Source organism: Metabacillus herbersteinensis (assembly GCF_042433335.1).
GTDB classification, from domain to species: Bacteria; Bacillota; Bacilli; order Bacillales; family Bacillaceae; genus Metabacillus; species Metabacillus herbersteinensis.
In genome coordinates this window covers 120785-139923 of record NZ_JBHLVO010000007.1, presented here as the reverse complement: position 1 = coordinate 139923, position 19139 = coordinate 120785, and the positions used below count along the sequence as shown (strand labels likewise).

The window sequence follows — 19139 nt, the reverse complement described above, 5'->3', positions numbered from 1 at the left end:
AATTTAAAATTAAATGCATAAAAATACAATATTGATAATAATTATCCAAATGGGGTGTGTAAGGTGAAAGGCTATTTACATCTAGAAAATGGCTCAAGCTTTGAAGGTGAAATTGATTTAGGATCAGACTTTAAAGTAACTGGTGAAATTGTTTTTTTTACAGGAATGACAGGATATCAGGAGGTTTTAACAGATCCCTCCTACCAAAATCAAATTGTTGTATTCACCTTTCCGCTAATCGGTAACTATGGAATCAATGAAAGTGATAATGAGAGTATCAGGCCTCAGATAAAAGGTGCTGTATTTTATGAATGCTGTTCAGCTTACTCCCATTATGAAGCGAAAAGTAGTCTTAAAGAGTACTTAAAAAAGTGGGGAATTCCTTTTATTGAGCATGTTGACACAAGAGCAGTTGTGAAACAAATTCGTGAGTCGGGATCAATGAAAGCCGAGTTTTCTACTTCTAAAGAGAAAACAACCCAACATTTAATCCAAGAAGACATCTATCAAGTTTCTTCAGATGCTATTGAGACTTATGGACAGGGGAAAACACATCTTGTTCTAGTCGATTTTGGATACAAAAAGTCAATCGTCACCTGCTTAACAAAAAGAGGTTGTCGTGTCACAATCGTCCCAATTGATAACATTGATCGTATTGCTCAAATGCAACCTGACGGAATTATTTTATCTAATGGTCCAGGAAATCCAGAACGATACACGTACGCTTTAAGCAAAATCAACCGTGTGATCACAAAGTATCCAACACTCGGAATCTGCCTAGGTCACCAGCTTGTTGCCCTTTCATTTGGTGCTAAAACAAAAAAACTCCACTTTGGGCACAGAGGAGCAAATCATCCAGTAACCGATTTGAAAACGAATCAAGTTTTTATCACTTCACAAAATCATAGCTACGAAGTTATCGCTAATAGCTTAAAGCCAACCGATTTGATTGTTCGTTTTTCTCATATTAATGATGAGTCCGTAGAAGGTGTTTGTCATAAAACGTATCCAATTCTCACTACACAATTTCACCCTGAAGCACATCCAGGACCAACTGAAAGTGAATGGATTTTCGATGAATTTCTAAATCTTGTTGCCGTTTCAAAAGGAGATATGCTATATGCCTAAAAATAATTCCATCCAAAAAATTCTCGTGATTGGATCAGGACCGATTATTATCGGTCAGGCTGCTGAATTTGATTATGCGGGAACACAAGGGTGTTTAGCATTAAAAGAAGAAGGATACAAAGTCATTTTAGTTAATAACAATCCTGCGACAATTATGACGGATGAAGAGTTTTCAGATGAACTCTATTTTGAACCGTTAACGCTAGAGAGTTTAACAAAGATCATAAAAAAAGAACGACCACAGGGGCTGATTGCGTCACTAGGAGGACAAACTGCTTTAAATCTAGCAGTGGAGCTTCATGAATCAGGTGTTTTAGAAGAGTTCCAAGTGAGTATTTTAGGAACTTCTTACGAGTCGATTCAAAAAGGTGAAAACCGCGAGAAATTCCGCCAATTAATGGTCGAGCTAAATGAGCCGATTCCTGATAGCAGTATTGTCACGAGCTTAGATGAGGCGCTCTCATTTGCAGAGGAAATTGGCTTTCCAGTCATTGTCCGTCCCGCTTATACATTAGGTGGAAAGGGCGGAGGAATTGCCAAAAGTAAGCAACAGTTTGAAAAGCTTGTGCTAGGTGGATTACAAGCTAGTCCGATCCATCAATGTTTGATCGAAAAAAGTATTGCCGGGTTTAAAGAAATTGAATATGAAATGATTCGTGATTCGAACGGAACATGCATTGCGATATGCAACATGGAGAACATTGATCCAGTTGGTATTCATACGGGTGATTCAATTGTTGTCGCACCATCTCAAACCCTAACAGACCAAGAATATCAAATGCTTAGAAAGGCAGGATATCATATTGTTTCAGCTCTAGGAGTTGAAGGTGGGTGTAACATTCAATTTGCCCTAGACCCAAACAGCAAACAATATTATGTGATCGAAGTGAATCCAAGGGTTAGCCGTTCTTCCGCACTAGCATCAAAAGCAACGGGTTACCCGATCGCAAAAATTGCAACAAAAATTGCTGTGGGTTATACGTTACAGGAATTGAAAAATCCATTAACACTAAACACTTATGCAAGTTTTGAACCAAGTTTAGACTATGTTGTTGTCAAGTTCCCTCGTTGGCCTTTCGATAAATTTGCGGGTGCAGATCGAACTCTTGGAACAAAGATGAAGGCAACAGGTGAAGTGATGGCAATTGAAAGAAACTTAGAAGCTGCTTTACAAAAGGCTGTAAATTCACTTGAATTAAGCAATATTGGAACCTATTTACCTGAGCTAGATAATTTCTCTACTGAACAGTTATGGGATTTAGCGGTTGAGCCTGATGATCGTCGTTTTTTTGTAGTGATGGAACTATTAAGAAGAAACTGTACGGTGGAAGAAATTCATCAACAAACAAAAATTGATCGGTATTTTCTAGCTAGTTTTCAATCGATTTTAAGCTTGGAGAATCAAATAAAAGAGGGAGACCTTACCGACTGTTTATTAAAGAAACTAAAGGAAAAAGGCTTTTCAGACCAAACCATTGCCTATCATTTAAACATCCCGGAAAGGGAGATTCGGGAAAAACGCCAAACACTTGGAATTTATGCCCGATATAAAAATGTGGATACGTGTGCTGCTGAATTTGAAGCAAGTACAAATTATTTTTACTCCACTTACTTTGGTGAAAATGAGCAGTCTACAGCTAAAAAAGAGAGTAAACGACTATTAATTATTGGGTCAGGTCCAATTCGGATTGGCCAAGGAATCGAGTTTGACTATAGTGCCGTTCAGGCGATCAAAGCTGTTAAGAAGCTAGGTTATGAGGCAATCATGATTAATAGCAACCCAGAAACAGTCAGTACTGATTATGAAATAGCGGACCGCCTTTATTTTGAGCCAATTACGCTCGAACATGTCCTTAATATTGTTGAGTCTGAAAAAATTGATGCTGTGATCGTTCAATTTGGAGGACAAACCGCAATAAACTTAGCAAATGAACTTGAGCAAAGTGGTGTGAGCTTGCTCGGAACAGATAGCACCACACTAGACTTTTTAGAAGACCGCGATAAATTTTATACATTATTAGATGACCTTGACATCACTCATGCAAAAGGGATCACTGCTGCAACGAAAAAAGAAGCGATAACAGGAGCAAAAACAATTGGATATCCCATTTTGCTTCGTCCCTCCTATGTAATTGGTGGAAAAGGAATGGTAGTTGCAGAAAATGAGTCATCTCTAATTAACATCCTTTCAACAACAGATGAGTCTAACTTCCCACTATTAATTGATCAATTTATAGCTGGAAGTGAAGGAGAAATCGACTTAATTTCAGACGGCTTCGAAGTATTCATTCCAACATTTATCGAGCATGTTGAACCTTCGGGCGTTCATTCCGGGGACAGTTTAGCAATTATTCCGGCGATTAATCTACAAGATCACCACAAAACAATCGTAAAAAAATACGCCGAATTACTAGTTAAGAAACTGTCCTACAAAGGCATGATGAATATTCAATACCTTATCCATCAGGATCGTTTATATATTCTAGAAGTAAATCCACGTGCAAGTCGGACTGCCCCAATTGTAAGTAAGGTGACTGGGATCCAACTCATACAATATGCAACCTTCTTGCTTTGTGGTAAATCGTTAAAGGACTTCAACTTATCAGTAGAAGAAAGCAATTGGATAGCCGTAAAATACCCTGTTTTTTCAAGTCATGCCTTGCATGATGTGGACTTAACGTTAGGACCTGAAATGAAAGCCACTGGTGAAGGAATGTGTATAGGAACTACCTATGAAGAAGTACTTAAAAAGATTTATCATCTAGATTTTAAACAGAGTTTAACTGTTTTTTTTGATATAGAAGAAAAAGAAGCAACTCGTTTATCAAAAGAGTCCGGACTAAAGGTTGTAGAGTTGATGTCATCAAAACCTGACATTGTTGTTTCTGTTTTACCTGGTGATCAATTTAAAAAACTGCGTCAAAAAACGATCGAAAACGGTCAATTATTATTTACGAACCTTTCAACGTATTATGCCTTTTTAAAATCGATTCAACCAGTGGATGTTAAGGTAAACTCCATCCAACAATTACGTAAGAAGGAAGTGGTTCAAGGATGAGTCTTGTTAACATGATAAAAAAAGATGAAAAAGTAGCGAAAAAGGATTTTTTGACATTGCTTGATTATAGTAAGGAACAAATTGTTCATTTAATAGAAGAAGCGATTTTGTTAGAAAAAAAACCCCTTCAAACGATTTTACAAGGAAAGACGCTTGCGATGATTTTCGAAAAGTCATCAACAAGAACTAGAGTTTCTTTTGAAGCAGGAATGTTACAACTAGGTGGTCATGCGTTATTTTTAAGTAGCCAAGATCTTCAGCTTGGTCGAGGAGAATCCATAGCGGACACTGCAAAGGTTTTATCATCCTATGTGGATGCAATCATGATTCGTACTTTCGAACATGCAAAAGTAGAAGAACTTGCAAAATACGCAGATGTGCCAGTTATTAATGGCTTAACAGATTTATTCCATCCGTGCCAGGCACTAGCCGACTTGAAAACAATTTATCAATTGAAAGGGAAATTTGAAGATGTTAAAGTGACCTATTTAGGTGATGGAAACAATGTTGCTCACTCGTTAATGATTGCTTGTGCCAAAGTAGGCATTGACTTTGTGATTGGATGTCCTGTTGGATATGAACCAAACAGCGAAATCACACAAAGTGCAAAAGAAATTGCAAACAAGACAGGATCTTCAATTACAATCACAAATGACCCTAAAGAAGCATGCGAATATGCAGATATTATTTATACAGATGTATGGGCTAGCATGGGTCAAGAAAGTGAACAACAAGAAAGACTGAAAGCCTTCGAAGGTTTTCAAGTAAATGAACAATTAACGACATTTGCTAAAAAAGACTACAACTTCCTGCATTGCCTACCTGCTCATCGAGGAGAAGAAGTATCAGCAGAAGTCATTGACGGTCCACAATCAGCTGTGTTTATCCAAGCAGCCAATCGCCTTCATGTTCAAAAAGCGTTGTTAATTGAATTGCTAGCATAAAAAAGAGGATGACTCATTTTTGAGTCATCCTCTTCCTGAATTATGCGAGCAAGTTCATGTGAGAGTAAAGGGTAAATTTCTTCTCATGAATCCTCGCCTTAATGGAGATACTACAAGGGAAATACCTATAAGGAGAGGATTATCATGGGTCAACAACATCGTTTTAGACCAGGTCAAAAAGCACCGAATAATGGAACTTATATTGAAATTGGTGAATCAGGCTCTACCGTGAACAATCCCCAAAAATTGACGCTACAAGCAGGAGATCGTTTTCCTGAAACCGCTAACCATAATCGCCAATGGACGTATACACGGAAGCCGTAGGAACAAAAGCGGAAGCGCCTTGGTAGGATGCCAAGACGCAAACTTGTCTTCTATATTTTAAAAAAAGAACGAAAATAAAAAACCCTACCAAAAAGTAGGGTTTTTTGCCATTAAAGTCGAAATTCTTTTATTAGTGGTGATCGTGAGAAGGCTCGTTTGGGATAACCTCTGCGATAATGAAGATGACAACGGTTGCAATTACAGATAGAGTTGTCGCTGCCATAAAGTCATACGAACCACCTGTCATTGAAGAAACAACGTAAGCTGTCATTTGTAATAATAAAAATGTCCAAAAAAATGTCCAAAAGAAACGCACTGCATTCACCTCATTTTCCAGACGAATTCTTATTATATAGTATCACACATAGATTGAATATAAAACGAAACTTTTGTGTCAAAGGTTTGACAATAAGTAATTTTGCCAAACTTAGGTATTCTCCCATCCATTTTAGGAGAGAAAACATACATTATATAGAGTGTTAAAGTCTGAAATAGAAAGGTGGTGGGCAAGTGATGAAAATTTCAGAGCGTTTTTTTCAACTTGAAAACGAATGGAATGTTGTCCATTTACCAATTCGGCCAAATGGGTTTGGAATTTATATTTTAGGGGATCGGTCTCACTTTGTAGACGATGAAACGAGTTTTTGGCTTCAGCACCTTGGACGTAACCAGTTATTAAATACGTTAAGAAATGAAGGGTATACAATTTTCCACTCGAATTTATTCGGTAGGAATTGGGGCAGTTCTCATGCTGTTACACTGTCGAAACAGCTTTATCATTTAGTGCTGAAAAGAGAAATCCTAAACGAAAAAGTTCATATCCTCGCAGAAGGTATGGGTGGTTTAACAGCACTTCAACTCATGGAAACCATGACTGACAAAATTCGTTCTGTCGCAATGTTGAATCCTTGCCTTGACCTCCAAGCCCATTTAAATCAAGAAAAAGAAAACAAGTTTTTTTATAAGCGACTTTTAAAAGAGCTTTCATTTGCCTACGAGGCAGAGGAAAAACAAATTAAAGAAATGTCGTTTCCGAAACCAGAGGATTTCAATTCTAATCTACCTGTTCGAATTTGGCAACGAATGAATTCTACAACGTTTGACCATTCCTTTCATAGTAAAAAATATGAAGAACTAAGAAATAAAGATCAAAACCAAAACCCCATCGATCTCATCTACCACCTAGCCGACAATCCATATCGAATTAACCAATCAATCGTAAAATTTTTTAAAGAGCATGAAAAAAAACTATAAATTAAGCAAGTGGGTAACTTTATGTGGTGTACATTCCGCCTTGACTTATATTTAGCATCTTTTACTTTAAAGAAACTATATATGAGTTATGGAATGGACACTTAAGTTATCCTCTTGTTTGTTTTTGAATATGTTACTAACAGATAAGTTTTTGAAAGAGGAGGAAAGCTGATGAAGAAAGTGGCCGTTTTTGGTGTTCAAACTTTTTTGGGATTTGCCTTTTGTGAACATTTACTTTCACAAGGAATTGAAGTAGAAGGGGTTATAGTAGAGCCTATTGAGAGGGAACACAAGGCTCGATTTGAAGAGAGATTAATGAACATTGGCCGTAATTCCTTATTAAAGATTGATAACAGTGTACAAATAGATGAAAAGTTAAAGGAAATTGATATGATTGTCTATTGTTGTGATGACCTAGTTGAAGAAAACTGTTCAAATGCTGATCTGAAAAATCTTCAAAAGGCTACTACTTTATCCAAAGTTAATAAAATTCCCTTTGTGCTGCTATCGTCGCACCACGTATACGGTGAGAAACGAGAGTTATTAGAGGATGAGACAGCACCAAAGGCTACTTCGGTAAAAGGGAAACATCAGAAAACGTGTGAAAATCATCTCAAAAACGAAATTAACCATGATAGTTACGCAATTTTTCGGTTTCCAACTTTGTACGGTCCGTGGCAGCCTGTTAATGAGAGCATTCACCTCATGTTGATGAATAAGCACATAGACTTATTAAATCTACCACTTTCGATCGTAGAAGATTTAGTATATATAGATGATGCAGTTCAGACACTCTGGCACTTAGTAAACGAAAAATTAAACGGTCAGATTCTCCATATTTATGATAGTGACTCCATTGATAACGAACAAGAACCACCTAAATCACAGCTTTCAAATGAACGGAAGTATAAAATGAGAAAAAAGATTTCGCTACAAGAGGGGCTAAACCGTCAGTTAGATCACATTGTTCAATTTGAAGAAAAGTGAAGAGGTTGAGGTTGTGATTCTTTATACGAAATAGAAAGTAAAAATCAAGATTCTTTTGTTCTGAAAAAGAAACTTCCTGTACATTGAAGATTTTAAGGGCTAAAATATACTTGTGTGAATCGTTCACGAAATGGACATATCAATCAAAAGGGATAAAACTTTTATCTCCTTTTGATATATTATTAGGGAGTGCTTTGCCCATGTATAAAAAGCTTGTACTTATATTTATTTTATTATTATCAATTTCTGGCTGTGGACAACCTTCAATAGAGAAATTAAATAAAGTAGGTTTACTTGTACCTGAAACGGTCAATGATCAAGTTTGGGGTACGAAAGGTTATAAAGGCCTGCTTAAGATTCAGTCAGAACTTAATGTGGATGTCTTTTATAAAGAAGGAATGGACAACGAACAGGTTGTTCGAAATGCCATTCGTGATTTTCAAGAAAAAGGAGTTAATCTTGTTTTTGGACATGGTAGTGAATACGAAAGTTTTTTTGAAGAAATTAGTAAAGACTATCCTGACATTCATTTTGTTTTTACTAATGGAGTGGCAAAAGGAAAAAATGTGACTAGCTTAAATTTTGAAGCTCATGCAATGGGTTTCTTTGGTGGAATGGTTGCAGGTGAAATGTCAAAAACAAATAAGGTCGGTGTATTGGCAGCTTTTGAGTGGCAACCTGAGGTTAATGGTTTTTTTGAAGGTGCTTATTATCAAAACGAAGAGGTTGATGTTGATATTCAGTTTGTTCAAGACTGGGATAATGTACCATTGGCGATGGAATACTTAGACGTAATTATCGGAAATGGTGCGGATGTTGTGTATGTGGCTGGTGATGGATATAACGTACCTGTTATTGAAAGGCTGAAAGAAAAGGGCTTGTATGCAGTAGGATTTGTTTCGGATCAAGCAGATTTAGGCGAAGGGACCGTATTAACAAGCACCGTTCAACATGTCGATCGTTTGTATGAACTAGTAGCAAAGCGATATAATACAGGTGAGCTTGAAAGCGGGGACTTATATTTTGATTTTCAGGACGATGTAATTGATTTAGGGAAATTTAGTCCTCTTGTTGATGAGTCCTTTCAAGAAGATCTAGAAGATCACATCAAAAAATATCAAAAAACAGAAAAACTACCAAATCAATTTTAAAAGGAGTGCTTGAATATGGAACAACATCCAAAAACAATGGAATTCATGCAAATTGCAATGAAGTACTTACCAGAAGCTAAGCAAAAACTAGACGGAGCCGGAATTGAGCTTTCATTAGAATCAATGCAACCAATGATGGAGCTTTTTACAAAGGTAATGGGCGAAGCGTATGAACTTGGTAAGAAGGATGCACAAGAATAATTGTAATATGAGGGTAAAGGTTGTCTCAAATTGAGGCAATTTTTTTAAAATTTTTTATAATCCGGAAGTTAGGCGGTTCGACCTAAGTTAGGCAGTTTTAGTAAAAAGTTAGGCGGTTCTGGCCAAAAGTTGGGCGCTTTCAGCACAAAGTTGAGCGGTCCGATCCTGAAGTTGGGCGATCCGATCGAAGTTAGGCAGTTTCAGCACAAAGATAAGCGGTCATTCAGCAAAAAAAACGCACTGCAACAAAACACATTGCAGCGCACTCCTGATCATTATTATATAGCTACTATTTTTTCCCAGCCTTACGCTTTTCCTTCCTCTCATAAAAAGCTAACTCCCTCTGCAACTTCTTAAAACTTGCAAATCTCTCCGAAGCCAGCGCACCAGATTCAATTGCCGCTTTAATTGCACACTTTGGTTCAGTGTTATGGTTGCAATCGCGGTAGTAACAATTATTTGCGAGCATTTCAATATCTGAGAAACTTTGTTCTAGTGCGTGTTCTGTACCCCAAAGTTGTAATTCTCTCATTCCGGGCGTGTCGATTAAGATTCCGCCTTTTGGAATCGAGATCAGTTCGCGATAGGTGGTTGTGTGGCGACCTCGGTCATCATCGCTGCGAGAATCTTGTGTTTTTTGTTTTTCAACACCTAGCAACGAGTTGACTAAGGTCGATTTTCCAACACCTGACGAACCAACAATTGCGACACTTTTTCCTTCGATTAGATAAGGATCCAGCGTATCGAGACCAGTTTTCATAATCGAACTTATAACATGGACTGAAACACCAAGTGCGACCGATTCCACTTTCCTTACCTTTTTCTCGATATCCTCGCATAAGTCTGATTTCGTAAGTAACAATACAGGAGTGGCTCCACTTTCCCAAGCCATAACCAGATAGCGTTCCATTCGGCGAAGATTAAAATCTTGATTTAGCGCATTTACAATAAACAGTGTATCGATATTGGTCGCTATTAGTTGCTCTGTTCCTGAGTTACCCGCTGATTTTCTAGAAAGCTTACTAAACCTAGGTAGACAATTGTGAATCGTCCCTTTTTGCTCATCTTCTCTAATAGAAAGCACGACCCAATCACCGACCGAAGGGTGATCTGCTTCTGTTTGGACAGAAAAACGGAACTTTCCAGAAAGATTGGCTAAGACCTCGCCATGTTCTGTTAAAACTCGATATAAGTGTTTATGTTCTAATGAAATACGTCCAAACTGAAAATCTTTATATTGTTGTCCGAATTGTTCAAAATGAGAATTCCAACCTAATTTCGTTAGTGATAGATTCAATTTATTTTCCTCCAGATGTTGTTTTTTTGCAAAATAAAAACCATAAGCATCACAGCCCATGGTTGAATAAACAACAATCTGAAATCTGAATCAACTTAACGAGTCAGGTCCGACAAGCAAGGGCTGTATGAAGTTACATAGACAATTTTTTGTATACTTTTCATCATACATCCCTCGCTTTCCATTAATATAAAAATATCATATTCGATAAACTTCATTTTGTAAACGCCAAATCAAAAATATTCCATTTATTTTTTCTTTTTAAAAAAACTAACGACTGGGGAAAACTCTTTAATCATCGGTTTTAAATTTTCCCACGAACCCATGATATCATCAATTTGTGACATTAATTGAAAGTAATTAACCTCATCTGGACTCGACTGCTCTAAAGGTGCTGCTGCTTCCTCTGTGTTTTCCTTACCATCTTTTTTTCTTGGCGCAGAACCGAACATGAGCTCAGTGAATCGATCAATCTTTTCCTTTTCATCGCTCATCCTTTTCACCTTCTTAGGATTACTTTTTCCTTTTCTGTACTACTAGTCTATGTACGTTTATGTAGTTAGTGCTAGTCATTTGCGTAGAAACAATCATATTGAAAAGATGAAGAAAATAGGATAAAATTAGTACCAAGTCATAATATTTGATATTAATTATCTATATTAAAGGGGATGCGTATATGAACGCAGGTGTAATCGGGATAGGGCGCTATGTGCCCGAAAAAATTGTTACAAATGCTGATTTAGAAAAAATGGTAGACACATCAGATGAGTGGATTCGCACTAGAACGGGAATTGAAGAGCGAAGAATTGCTGATGATAATATAGATACTTCAGATATGGCATTCTTTGCAGCGAAAGAAGCATTAAAGAATGCCGAAATAGATGCCGAGGATTTGGACTTAATTTTAGTCGCGACGGTTACACCGGATCAGCCCTTTCCGTCTGTCGCTTGTATGATTCAGGAAAAATTAGGGGCAAAAAAAGCAGCGGCAATGGATCTAAGTGCAGCATGTGCAGGCTTTATGTACGGAATGGTTACTGCCAAGCAAATTATTGAAACGGGAACGTATAAGCATGTTTTAATTATCGGTGTTGAAAAGCTATCAAAAATCACTGATTGGGACGACCGGAATACAGCGGTTCTCTTTGGAGATGGTGCAGGAGCTTGTGTAATGGGACCAGTGAGTGATGGAAAAGGAGTTCTTTCCTTTGAGCTTGGTGCAGACGGTACAGGTGCTAAGCACTTATACCAAGATGAGTACATCATTATGAATGGTCGTGAAGTTTTTAAATTCGCGGTTAGGCAAATGGGGGAATCCAGTGTTAATGTGTTAGAAAAGGCGGGCTTAACCAAGGAAGATGTTGACATGCTGATTCCACATCAAGCAAACATTCGAATTATGGAAGCTGCTCGTCAACGCTTAGGAGTTCCTATTGAAAAAATGTCGAACACCGTTCATAAATATGGAAATACATCTGCAGCTTCAATTCCAATTGCGATTGTGGAAGAACTGCAGGCAGGCAAAATAAAAGATGGCGACTTACTGGTAATGGTCGGTTTTGGCGGTGGGCTAACTTGGGGTGCAATCGCATTAAGATGGGGTCGTTAACACCACGAACATAAGAAAATCATAGCTCGTAAAAGAAAATCGAACGATAACATAGGTAAACATTTTATAAGGTGAGGTGCAATTGTGAATAAAAAAAGAGTCGTCGTAACAGGATTAGGAGCATTAACCCCATTAGGAAACGATGTTGCAACAACTTGGGATAATGCGATAAAGGGAGTTTCAGGAATAGGTCCTTTAACTAGAATTGATTCAGAGGGTTATCCAGCAAAGGTTGCAGCAGAGCTAAAAGATTTTGACGTTGAGCAGTTTATGGATAAAAAAGAAGCACGTAGAATGGACCGCTTCACACAATATGCAGTAGCAGCATCCTTTATGGCTGTAAAAGATTCAAAGCTTGAAATCACAGATGAAAATGCACCACGAGTTGGTGTTTGGATTGGATCTGGAATTGGTGGAATGGAGACATTTGAAAATCAATTCGAGATTCTTCTTGAAAAAGGCCCTAGACGCGTTAGTCCATTTTTCGTACCAATGATGATTCCTGATATGGCTGCAGGTCAGGTCTCAATCGCGATCGGAGCAAAAGGCTTCAACTCATGTACGGTTACAGCATGTGCAACTGGAACGAACTCAATTGGAGACGCGTTTAAGGTAATTGAACGAGGCGACGCAGATGTTATGGTGACTGGAGGAACGGAAGCTCCAATTTCAAGAATGGCATTTGCAGGGTTTTGCTCGGCTAAAGCTTTATCAACAAACGAAGATCACACCAAAGCAAGTCGACCATTTGATTTAAATCGCGATGGGTTTGTTATGGGAGAAGGCGCTGGAATCTTAGTTTTAGAAGAATTAGAGCATGCGCTAGCTCGTGGTGCAGACATTTATGCTGAAATCGTTGGGTATGGTGCAACAGGTGATGCATATCACATTACATCACCTGCTCCTGGTGGGGAAGGTGGAGCAAGAGCGATGCTTCAAGCTATTAATGATAGTGGCTTACAACCATCAGATATTGATTATATTAATGCACATGGAACAAGCACTTCTTATAATGATAAGTTCGAAACATTGGCAATCAAAGAGGTCCTCGGTGAGCATGCATATAAAGTTGCGATAAGTTCAACTAAATCCATGACCGGACACCTTCTCGGAGCAGCGGGTGGAGTGGAAGCCATTTTCTCAATACTGGCAATTAAAGAAGGCGTCATTCCGCCAACAACAAACCTTGAAACGCCAGACCCAGAATGCGATTTAGATTACGTACCGAACGAAGCAAGAAAGCAGGATGTACGTGTAGCACTAAGCAATTCACTAGGCTTTGGTGGTCACAATGCAACAATTATCTTTAAAAGATACGAGTAAATAGGAGGGGTAGGACATAGCAAAATGTCCTACCCCTTTTTACATTTCTTAATAAGCTCACAAGATAGCATCTCACCTCCAGTTTACATACTATAAAACTGGAGGTGAGGCTGTTGAGCGTGATCCGTACAGATAAGTGGTTGGAGTCCGATTCTGAAACGAATAGTATATGTAAAAGGCTCAAGTCCTATTTTAATGGACTGAATGAGAAAGATATTTTGAATATGTTGCACTCTTATGGCATGTCTAAAAAAGTAGAAGCTTCTAGTGAAATGATAGAAAACTTTAATAAAGAAGAGTTTTGGAAGATCGTTCAAAAAGAGGAAAAAAAATTAAGAAAAGAATGGGCTGGACCAGATGTTCCGATCTTTATTCTACCGTGTGACGAAAGGAATACGAAAATTCAACGAGAGTATAAAGGAAGATCTGGCTTAGCTTTTAAAGATAAGCTTTTTTTATTCCTATCCCCGAACGTAAAGGCTATCGATATCCAATCATTGTTCACACACGAATATCATCATGTCTGCCGGCTTGCTAAAGTTCAGAAGGCAGAAAAGGAATTTACAATACTTGACACGATTATCATGGAAGGGCTCGCGGAAAATGCAGTACGAGAAAGGTTAGGTGAAGACCATGTGTCTTCGTGGACAGCAAAGCATACAGAAAAACAAGCACATCTTTTCCTAAAAACAATCATATACCCTAATAGGACAATGAAACGAAATGATTCTCAATTTACTCAATTGATGTATGGAACTGGATTCTATCCTTCAATGTTAGGTTATTTTGTCGGCTACCACATCGTAAAAAGTTATATTGATTCAACGCGTAAAAGGGCAAAAGAGTTAATTTCAACGGAATCCGAAGAATTTTTCAAAAGTTTCGATTAAAGAAATCCCATTAAACCGGGGTTTCTTTAATAAAATAAATTATTAGAAGATTTTAAATATAAAAAATATATTGCTAATGTAATAAAATTGTAATATTATTTTATTTAAATATAATAATTTACAATATTCAAATAATTAGAGGTGTGATATGAATCATTATGTTCATTCAGGAGCTAAGACACCGTTATTAGAGGTCAAAACGTTACAAACTAGTTTTAAGATAGATGGATCACAGTATCATGCTGTGAATGGTGTTTCTTTTTCAGTTGGACGAAAAAAGATAGTTGGGGTTGTTGGTGAATCAGGCTGCGGGAAAAGTGTGATGTCTCTGTCAATCATGAAGCTGTTACCAAAGGGAATTGGTGAGATTACGAATGGTGAAGTTAAGTTTGAAGGAAGAAATCTTGAGAACTTATCTGAAAAAGAAATGAACAAAATCCGTGGCAAAGAGATCAGTATGATTTTCCAAGAACCAATGACATCTTTGAACCCGGTTTTTACAATTGGGTTCCAAATTCAAGAAACGATGTTCAATCACATGAAAATCTCAAAAAAGGAAGCAAAATCCAAAAGTATTGCTTTATTAAAAAGCGTTGGTATTTCTAGGCCCGAAAAAATCATTGATGAATACCCTCATCAACTTTCAGGTGGTATGAGACAAAGGGTGATGATCGCCATCGCCATCGCTTGTCAGCCGAAGTTACTGATTGCCGATGAGCCGACGACAGCACTTGATGTAACCGTACAAGCCCAGATTCTAGAGCTTCTTAAAGAAATTCAAGAAACGAACGAAATGTCGATTATCTTAATTACACATGATTTGGGAGTTGTCGCTGAAACATGTGATGAAGTTATCGTAATGTACGCAGGGAATATCGTCGAACAAACCGATGTAGAAACTCTTTTCTATCACCCGAAGCATCCATATACTCAATTATTGCTCGGATCGATTCCTAAGCTGGATGAAAAAGAAGAACGCTTAGCAACAATCAAAGGAATTGTTCCTTCACTTAAAAATATGCCTGAGCATGGTTGTCGATTTGTAGACCGCTGTCCACAGGCAAAAGAAGAATGTAAACACATTACTCCGCAGCTAGGTTCTTTATCAGACGGACACGATGTTTCCTGCCTGTTATACGAACAAAGCTATCCTAAAGAGAGTGTGAGGTAACGAGAATGAGTGAAACTACAACCCTAGCAAAAAATCAATCACTACTATTAGAAGTGAATAACTTAAAAACGTACTATCCAATTAAAGGTGGTTTTTTACAAAGAACGATCGGTCAAGTCAAAGCGGTCGATGATCTATCATTTGAAATAAAATATGGTGAAACTCTTGGACTAGTTGGTGAATCAGGGTGTGGTAAGTCTACAACAGGTCGAACAATTATGAGGTTACTCGCACCGACGGATGGAAAGATCGTCTTTGACGGAAAAGATGTTACAAATGTTACTGGAAAATCTTTAAGAGACATCCGAAAGGACATGCAAATGGTTTTCCAAGATCCATATGCTTCCTTAAACCCAATGCAAATGGTTGGTGACATTGTATCAGAACCGATTCGAAATTACTTAAAAAAAACAAAAAAAGAGTTAAAAGCTGAGGTCCTAGATCTACTAGAAAAAGTAGGATTACCTGAAGATGCGTATTACAAATATGCGCACGAATTTTCAGGTGGACAGCGTCAAAGAATTGGAATTGCTCGTGCACTAGCACTCAGGCCAAAGCTAATTATTGCAGATGAACCAGTTTCTGCTCTTGACGTGTCTGTACAATCTCAAGTTCTTAATCTATTAAAAGATCTTCAAAAAGACTTTGATTTAACGTTTCTGTTCATTGCTCATGATTTGAGTGTTGTGAAGCATATGAGTGATCGAATTGGAGTAATGTACTTAGGAAATATGGTGGAAATTGCCGATAAAGAGAGTATTTATGCAGAGCCACTTCATCCGTACACACAAGCACTAATTTCGGCGATTCCTGAACCAGATCCGAAGAAGAGGAAGGATCGCATCGTCTTGCAAGGTGATGTGCCAAGCCCAGCAAATCCTCCGACAGGATGTCCTTTCCATCCAAGATGCTCACATGCAATGGATGAGTGTTCGAAAACAAAACCAATTTTAAAGGAGGTGAAAAAAGGGCATAGAGTCGCTTGCCATTTACATACCTAAAATGGCTGCCTTGTTAACATACTTAGTTTCATTAACTTAAAAAATGGGGGGAAAAAGATGAAAAAGTCGGTACTTTGGGCAGTAATGCTTATGCTAGTCATGTCAATGTTTCTAGCTGCATGTAGCGGTGGTAAAGAGACAGCCACAGAAGACGCGGGTACAAAAGATGATGAAACTCCAGCAACAGAAGAAACAGCCAAACCAGTTGAAGGTGGAACAGTAACATATGCAGTAGATACAGCACCAGAAGGAATCTTTGATCCAGCATTCTCTGGAAGTATAGTAGACAGTGATATCCAATCTTTTACTGCTGACAATATTTATACAGTTAATGATGACTTAGTATATGAGCCACATTTAGCTTCTTGGGAAATTAGTGAAGACAACTTAACTTACACGTTTACTCTTAAAGAAGGTGTTAAGTGGCATAACGGTGAGACTTTAACTGTAAACGACTGGGTGTTTGCACTTGAAACGTTAGCGCATCCTGACTATGCAGGTCCACGTTACAATTACGTTCAAGGCATCAAAGGTGCACAGGACGTTAAGGATGGTAAAGCTGAAAAAATTTCAGGTGTTGAAGTAATCGATGATTATAATGTGAAGATTACATTTGCAGAAAAGAAGATTAATAACTTAGAAAATTTATGGCCAACCCCAATGCCTCAGAAGGCTTATGAGGGAATTGCTGTTAAAGACTTAATGGAATCAGATCCTGTTAGAAAAAATCCAGTTGGCTTAGGACCTTTTAAATTTAAAAACCTAGTAGCTGGGGAATATGTTGAGCTTGAGCGTTTTGATGATTATTGGCAGGGTGCTCCGAAACTTGATGGAGTTGTTGTAAAGGTTATTGATCCATCTCTAACTGCAGGTGCATTTGAAAAAGGTGAAATTGACTTAATGTCTATTCGTCCAGCAGACTTGGAGCAAATTGGTGGATTAGAAAATGTTACAGTTGAAGAAACAAACGGTGTTGCGTATTCGTATATCGGACTTCGTTTTGGTAGCCGTGATAAAGAAGCAGGTAAAAGTGTAGCTGATAACGATAAATTCGAATCAAAAGAACTTCGTCAAGCACTTTTACACGCAATTGATCGTGAAGCTTTAATCAAAGCCTTCTTATCTGGAAAAGGATCAGTTGCAAATACTGTTATCCCAAGTACATTTTGGGCATCTGCTGATCCTTCTGAATTAAATGGATATGAATATAGCCCAGAAAAAGCGAAAGAACTATTAGCGACAGCTGGCTATGAAGACACAAATGGTGATGGATTTGTTGAAGATCCAGAAGGCAAAGAGTTCAAGATTTCTTTTGGACACTACGCTGGTCCAGCTACATTTGAAGGTCGTTCTAAAGCAATTATGCAAAATTGGAATGATATCGGTGTGAAAACAGAGCTTGCAACAGGTCAATTAATTGAATTTAACCTTTACAATGAAATGAAAGACAATGATGATAAAGCGCTTGAAGCATTCTTTGGTTCTTGGTCAACAGGTGCTGATCCAGATCCAGAAGCATTATGGGGATCTCACTTTGAATGGAACTATGGTCGTTACGTTGATGAAGAAGGCGACAAATTAATTGCAGACACGAAGAGTGATGCAGCATTTGATCAAGCATACCGTGAAAAAGCATTCGTTGATTGGCAAAAGCATTTCAACGAAAATTTACTAGCACTTCCTTTATGGGAGAACATGGATTTATATGCAGTGAACAAACGTCTTCAAGGTGTTCATGTGAATGCATTAACTTCATTAAACAATGTTCATGAGTGGACTGTAACAGAGTAAGTATCTTAAATTTTGCAATATCTACGGGTAAGGAGAGTGCTCTATGCTACAGTATTCACTTCGCAGACTATTAGGCATGATACCGATGTTACTCCTTATCTCTTTCGTAGTATTCGCCCTGGCTAAATTAATGCCAGGGGACCCCTTTGGGGGGGAGATCGATCCATCGAATACGAATCCTCAGTATATTGAGGAGATGAGAGAGAAGTTAGGATACAATGATCCAATTCATATTCAGTATTGGGAATGGATAACAGGCTTTGTTCAAGGTGATTTTGGAAAATCAACAACACACAAAATGCCAACCGCTGAACTAATTGTAGAAAGATTACCAAATACATTGTTTCTTGCAATTACATCTATTGTAATTACGTATTTACTAGCATTTTTTATGGGCATGTATTCGGGGAGAAGACCGTATACGCTCGGTGATAACCTTGTTGCAACTTATAACTATCTAGGCTTGGCAATTCCTTCGTTTGTAGCTGGTATTTTAGCAATCTATTTCTTTTCTTTTCAACTCGACTTATTTCCATTTAGTGGTTCTGTAGAGGTAGGCTTAGAAAAGGGAACATTTGAATATTACGTGAGCAGAGTCCATCATGTATTACTACCAGCACTTGTATTAGGATTACTCTCAACCGCACAGTATGCTCAATTTTTAAGAAATGATATTATCGAAAATTCACGCAAAGATTATGTTCGAACTGCCCGTGCAAAGGGAACGAAGGAATCTTTGATTTACAATAAACATATTTTACGAAACTCGATGATCCCAATTATTACGTATTTAGGGTTCGACTTAGTTACGTTAGTAAGTGGAGCTTTTATAACAGAAACGATCTTCACGTATCCTGGTATTGGACTCTTATTTTTACAATCTGTCGAGACAAGGGATTATTCAGTGATGATGTCACTAACAATGCTATTTTCAGTATTAACCTTGGTAGGAAACTTGGTTGCTGATCTTTTGTATGGAGTTGTTGATCCCCGTATCCGTATAGACTAAG

At 37.9% G+C, this 19139-nt stretch carries 18 protein-coding genes; 15 read left to right on the top strand and 3 right to left on the bottom strand.

Annotated elements, in window-relative coordinates:
* Positions 1 to 63 precede the first annotated feature (63 nt).
* The 4 genes from ACFFIX_RS11190 to ACFFIX_RS11175 all read left to right on the top strand — a co-directional run bounded on the left by ACFFIX_RS11190 (position 64) and on the right by ACFFIX_RS11175 (position 5454).
* Positions 64 to 1128, top strand: coding sequence for a carbamoyl phosphate synthase small subunit (locus tag ACFFIX_RS11190; protein WP_378933881.1), 1065 nt, complete (start codon positions 64 to 66; stop codon positions 1126 to 1128).
* Entirely contained in the window at positions 1121 to 4186 is a 3066-nt protein-coding gene (gene carB / locus ACFFIX_RS11185) for a carbamoyl-phosphate synthase (glutamine-hydrolyzing) large subunit (protein ID WP_378933879.1), read from the top strand. The genes ACFFIX_RS11190 and carB overlap by 8 nt, the downstream gene beginning before the upstream one ends.
* Positions 4183 to 5130, top strand: coding sequence for an ornithine carbamoyltransferase (argF, locus tag ACFFIX_RS11180; RefSeq protein WP_378933877.1), 948 nt, complete (start codon positions 4183 to 4185; stop codon positions 5128 to 5130). The genes carB and argF overlap by 4 nt, the downstream gene beginning before the upstream one ends.
* A 144-nt stretch (positions 5131 to 5274) precedes the next feature.
* Entirely contained in the window at positions 5275 to 5454 is a 180-nt protein-coding gene (locus ACFFIX_RS11175; RefSeq protein WP_378933875.1) for a YjzC family protein, read from the top strand.
* Between the two features lie 130 nt (positions 5455 to 5584).
* Here ACFFIX_RS11175 and ACFFIX_RS11170 read toward each other — a convergent pair whose 3' ends face one another.
* A complete protein-coding gene (locus ACFFIX_RS11170; protein ID WP_378933873.1) occupies positions 5585 to 5770 on the bottom strand; it encodes a YjzD family protein in 186 nt (61 codons plus the stop codon).
* Between the two features lie 197 nt (positions 5771 to 5967).
* Here ACFFIX_RS11170 and ACFFIX_RS11165 point away from each other — a divergent pair, with 197 nt between their 5' ends.
* The 4 genes from ACFFIX_RS11165 (at position 5968) to ACFFIX_RS11150 (ending at position 9047) form a co-directional block, all read left to right on the top strand.
* A complete protein-coding gene (locus ACFFIX_RS11165) occupies positions 5968 to 6708 on the top strand; it encodes a lipase family protein (protein WP_378933945.1) in 741 nt (246 codons plus the stop codon).
* Positions 6709 to 6879: 171 nt separating this feature from the next.
* The gene (locus ACFFIX_RS11160) at positions 6880 to 7695 is read left to right on the top strand and encodes an NAD-dependent epimerase/dehydratase family protein (RefSeq protein WP_378933871.1); all 816 of its coding nucleotides are present in this window, start codon (positions 6880 to 6882) and stop codon (positions 7693 to 7695) included.
* A 200-nt stretch (positions 7696 to 7895) separates the two neighbouring features.
* Positions 7896 to 8846, top strand: coding sequence for a BMP family ABC transporter substrate-binding protein (locus tag ACFFIX_RS11155; protein ID WP_378933870.1), 951 nt, complete (start codon positions 7896 to 7898; stop codon positions 8844 to 8846).
* Positions 8847 to 8861: 15 nt separating this feature from the next.
* Positions 8862 to 9047 (top strand): ComZ family protein, encoded by a 186-nt coding sequence (locus tag ACFFIX_RS11150; protein WP_378933868.1) that lies wholly within the window; start codon positions 8862 to 8864, stop codon positions 9045 to 9047.
* Positions 9048 to 9336: 289 nt separating this feature from the next.
* Here the strand turns inward: ACFFIX_RS11150 and rsgA are convergent, their stop codons facing one another.
* Together rsgA and ACFFIX_RS11140 are read right to left on the bottom strand one after the other, a co-directional pair.
* Entirely contained in the window at positions 9337 to 10344 is a 1008-nt protein-coding gene (gene rsgA, locus ACFFIX_RS11145; RefSeq protein WP_378933866.1) for a ribosome small subunit-dependent GTPase A, read from the bottom strand.
* 248 nt (positions 10345 to 10592) lie between these two features.
* A complete protein-coding gene (locus ACFFIX_RS11140) occupies positions 10593 to 10838 on the bottom strand; it encodes a hypothetical protein (RefSeq protein ID WP_378933864.1) in 246 nt (81 codons plus the stop codon).
* Positions 10839 to 11020: 182 nt separating this feature from the next.
* Here ACFFIX_RS11140 and ACFFIX_RS11135 point away from each other — a divergent pair, with 182 nt between their 5' ends.
* The 7 genes from ACFFIX_RS11135 to opp4B all read left to right on the top strand — a co-directional run bounded on the left by ACFFIX_RS11135 (position 11021) and on the right by opp4B (position 19138).
* On the top strand, positions 11021 to 11953 hold the full coding sequence (locus ACFFIX_RS11135) for a beta-ketoacyl-ACP synthase III (protein ID WP_378933862.1): 933 nt from the start codon (positions 11021 to 11023) through the stop codon (positions 11951 to 11953).
* A gap of 84 nt (positions 11954 to 12037) precedes the next feature.
* Positions 12038 to 13276, top strand: coding sequence for a beta-ketoacyl-ACP synthase II (fabF, locus tag ACFFIX_RS11130; RefSeq protein ID WP_378933860.1), 1239 nt, complete (start codon positions 12038 to 12040; stop codon positions 13274 to 13276).
* A gap of 242 nt (positions 13277 to 13518) precedes the next feature.
* Complete coding sequence (locus tag ACFFIX_RS11125; protein WP_378933858.1) at positions 13519 to 14166, top strand: DUF2268 domain-containing putative Zn-dependent protease; 648 nt, start codon at positions 13519 to 13521, stop codon at positions 14164 to 14166.
* Positions 14167 to 14314: 148 nt separating this feature from the next.
* Entirely contained in the window at positions 14315 to 15337 is a 1023-nt protein-coding gene (locus tag ACFFIX_RS11120; protein ID WP_378933856.1) for an ABC transporter ATP-binding protein, read from the top strand.
* Positions 15338 to 15342: 5 nt separating this feature from the next.
* Positions 15343 to 16338: an ABC transporter ATP-binding protein gene (locus tag ACFFIX_RS11115; RefSeq protein ID WP_378933854.1), complete on the top strand. Its 996-nt coding sequence runs from the start codon at positions 15343 to 15345 to the stop codon at positions 16336 to 16338.
* A gap of 57 nt (positions 16339 to 16395) precedes the next feature.
* Positions 16396 to 18129, top strand: a complete 1734-nt coding sequence (opp4A, locus tag ACFFIX_RS11110) for an oligopeptide ABC transporter substrate-binding protein (protein WP_378933852.1) — start codon at positions 16396 to 16398, stop codon at positions 18127 to 18129.
* Positions 18130 to 18172: 43 nt separating this feature from the next.
* Positions 18173 to 19138, top strand: a complete 966-nt coding sequence (gene opp4B, locus ACFFIX_RS11105; RefSeq protein WP_378933850.1) for an oligopeptide ABC transporter permease — start codon at positions 18173 to 18175, stop codon at positions 19136 to 19138.
* Position 19139 lies beyond the last annotated feature (1 nt).

Excerpts from the sequence above, each read along its gene's own strand:
- ACFFIX_RS11115 (WP_378933854.1), top strand. The coding sequence starts at position 15,343 with ATGAGTGAAACTACAACCCTAGCAAAAAATCAATCACTACTATTAGAA.
- carB (WP_378933879.1), top strand. The coding sequence starts at position 1,121 with ATGCCTAAAAATAATTCCATCCAAAAAATTCTCGTGATTGGATCAGGA.
- opp4A (WP_378933852.1), top strand. The coding sequence starts at position 16,396 with ATGAAAAAGTCGGTACTTTGGGCAGTAATGCTTATGCTAGTCATGTCA.
- ACFFIX_RS11175 (WP_378933875.1), top strand. The coding sequence starts at position 5,275 with ATGGGTCAACAACATCGTTTTAGACCAGGTCAAAAAGCACCGAATAAT.
- ACFFIX_RS11155 (WP_378933870.1), top strand. The coding sequence starts at position 7,896 with ATGTATAAAAAGCTTGTACTTATATTTATTTTATTATTATCAATTTCT.
- ACFFIX_RS11165 (WP_378933945.1), top strand. The coding sequence starts at position 5,968 with ATGAAAATTTCAGAGCGTTTTTTTCAACTTGAAAACGAATGGAATGTT.
- argF (WP_378933877.1), top strand. The coding sequence starts at position 4,183 with ATGAGTCTTGTTAACATGATAAAAAAAGATGAAAAAGTAGCGAAAAAG.
- ACFFIX_RS11150 (WP_378933868.1), top strand. The coding sequence starts at position 8,862 with ATGGAACAACATCCAAAAACAATGGAATTCATGCAAATTGCAATGAAG.
- ACFFIX_RS11120 (WP_378933856.1), top strand. The coding sequence starts at position 14,315 with ATGAATCATTATGTTCATTCAGGAGCTAAGACACCGTTATTAGAGGTC.
- opp4B (WP_378933850.1), top strand. The coding sequence starts at position 18,173 with ATGCTACAGTATTCACTTCGCAGACTATTAGGCATGATACCGATGTTA.
- ACFFIX_RS11125 (WP_378933858.1), top strand. The coding sequence starts at position 13,519 with ATGTCTAAAAAAGTAGAAGCTTCTAGTGAAATGATAGAAAACTTTAAT.
- ACFFIX_RS11135 (WP_378933862.1), top strand. The coding sequence starts at position 11,021 with ATGAACGCAGGTGTAATCGGGATAGGGCGCTATGTGCCCGAAAAAATT.
- ACFFIX_RS11160 (WP_378933871.1), top strand. The coding sequence starts at position 6,880 with ATGAAGAAAGTGGCCGTTTTTGGTGTTCAAACTTTTTTGGGATTTGCC.
- ACFFIX_RS11140 (WP_378933864.1), bottom strand. The coding sequence starts at position 10,838 with ATGAGCGATGAAAAGGAAAAGATTGATCGATTCACTGAGCTCATGTTC.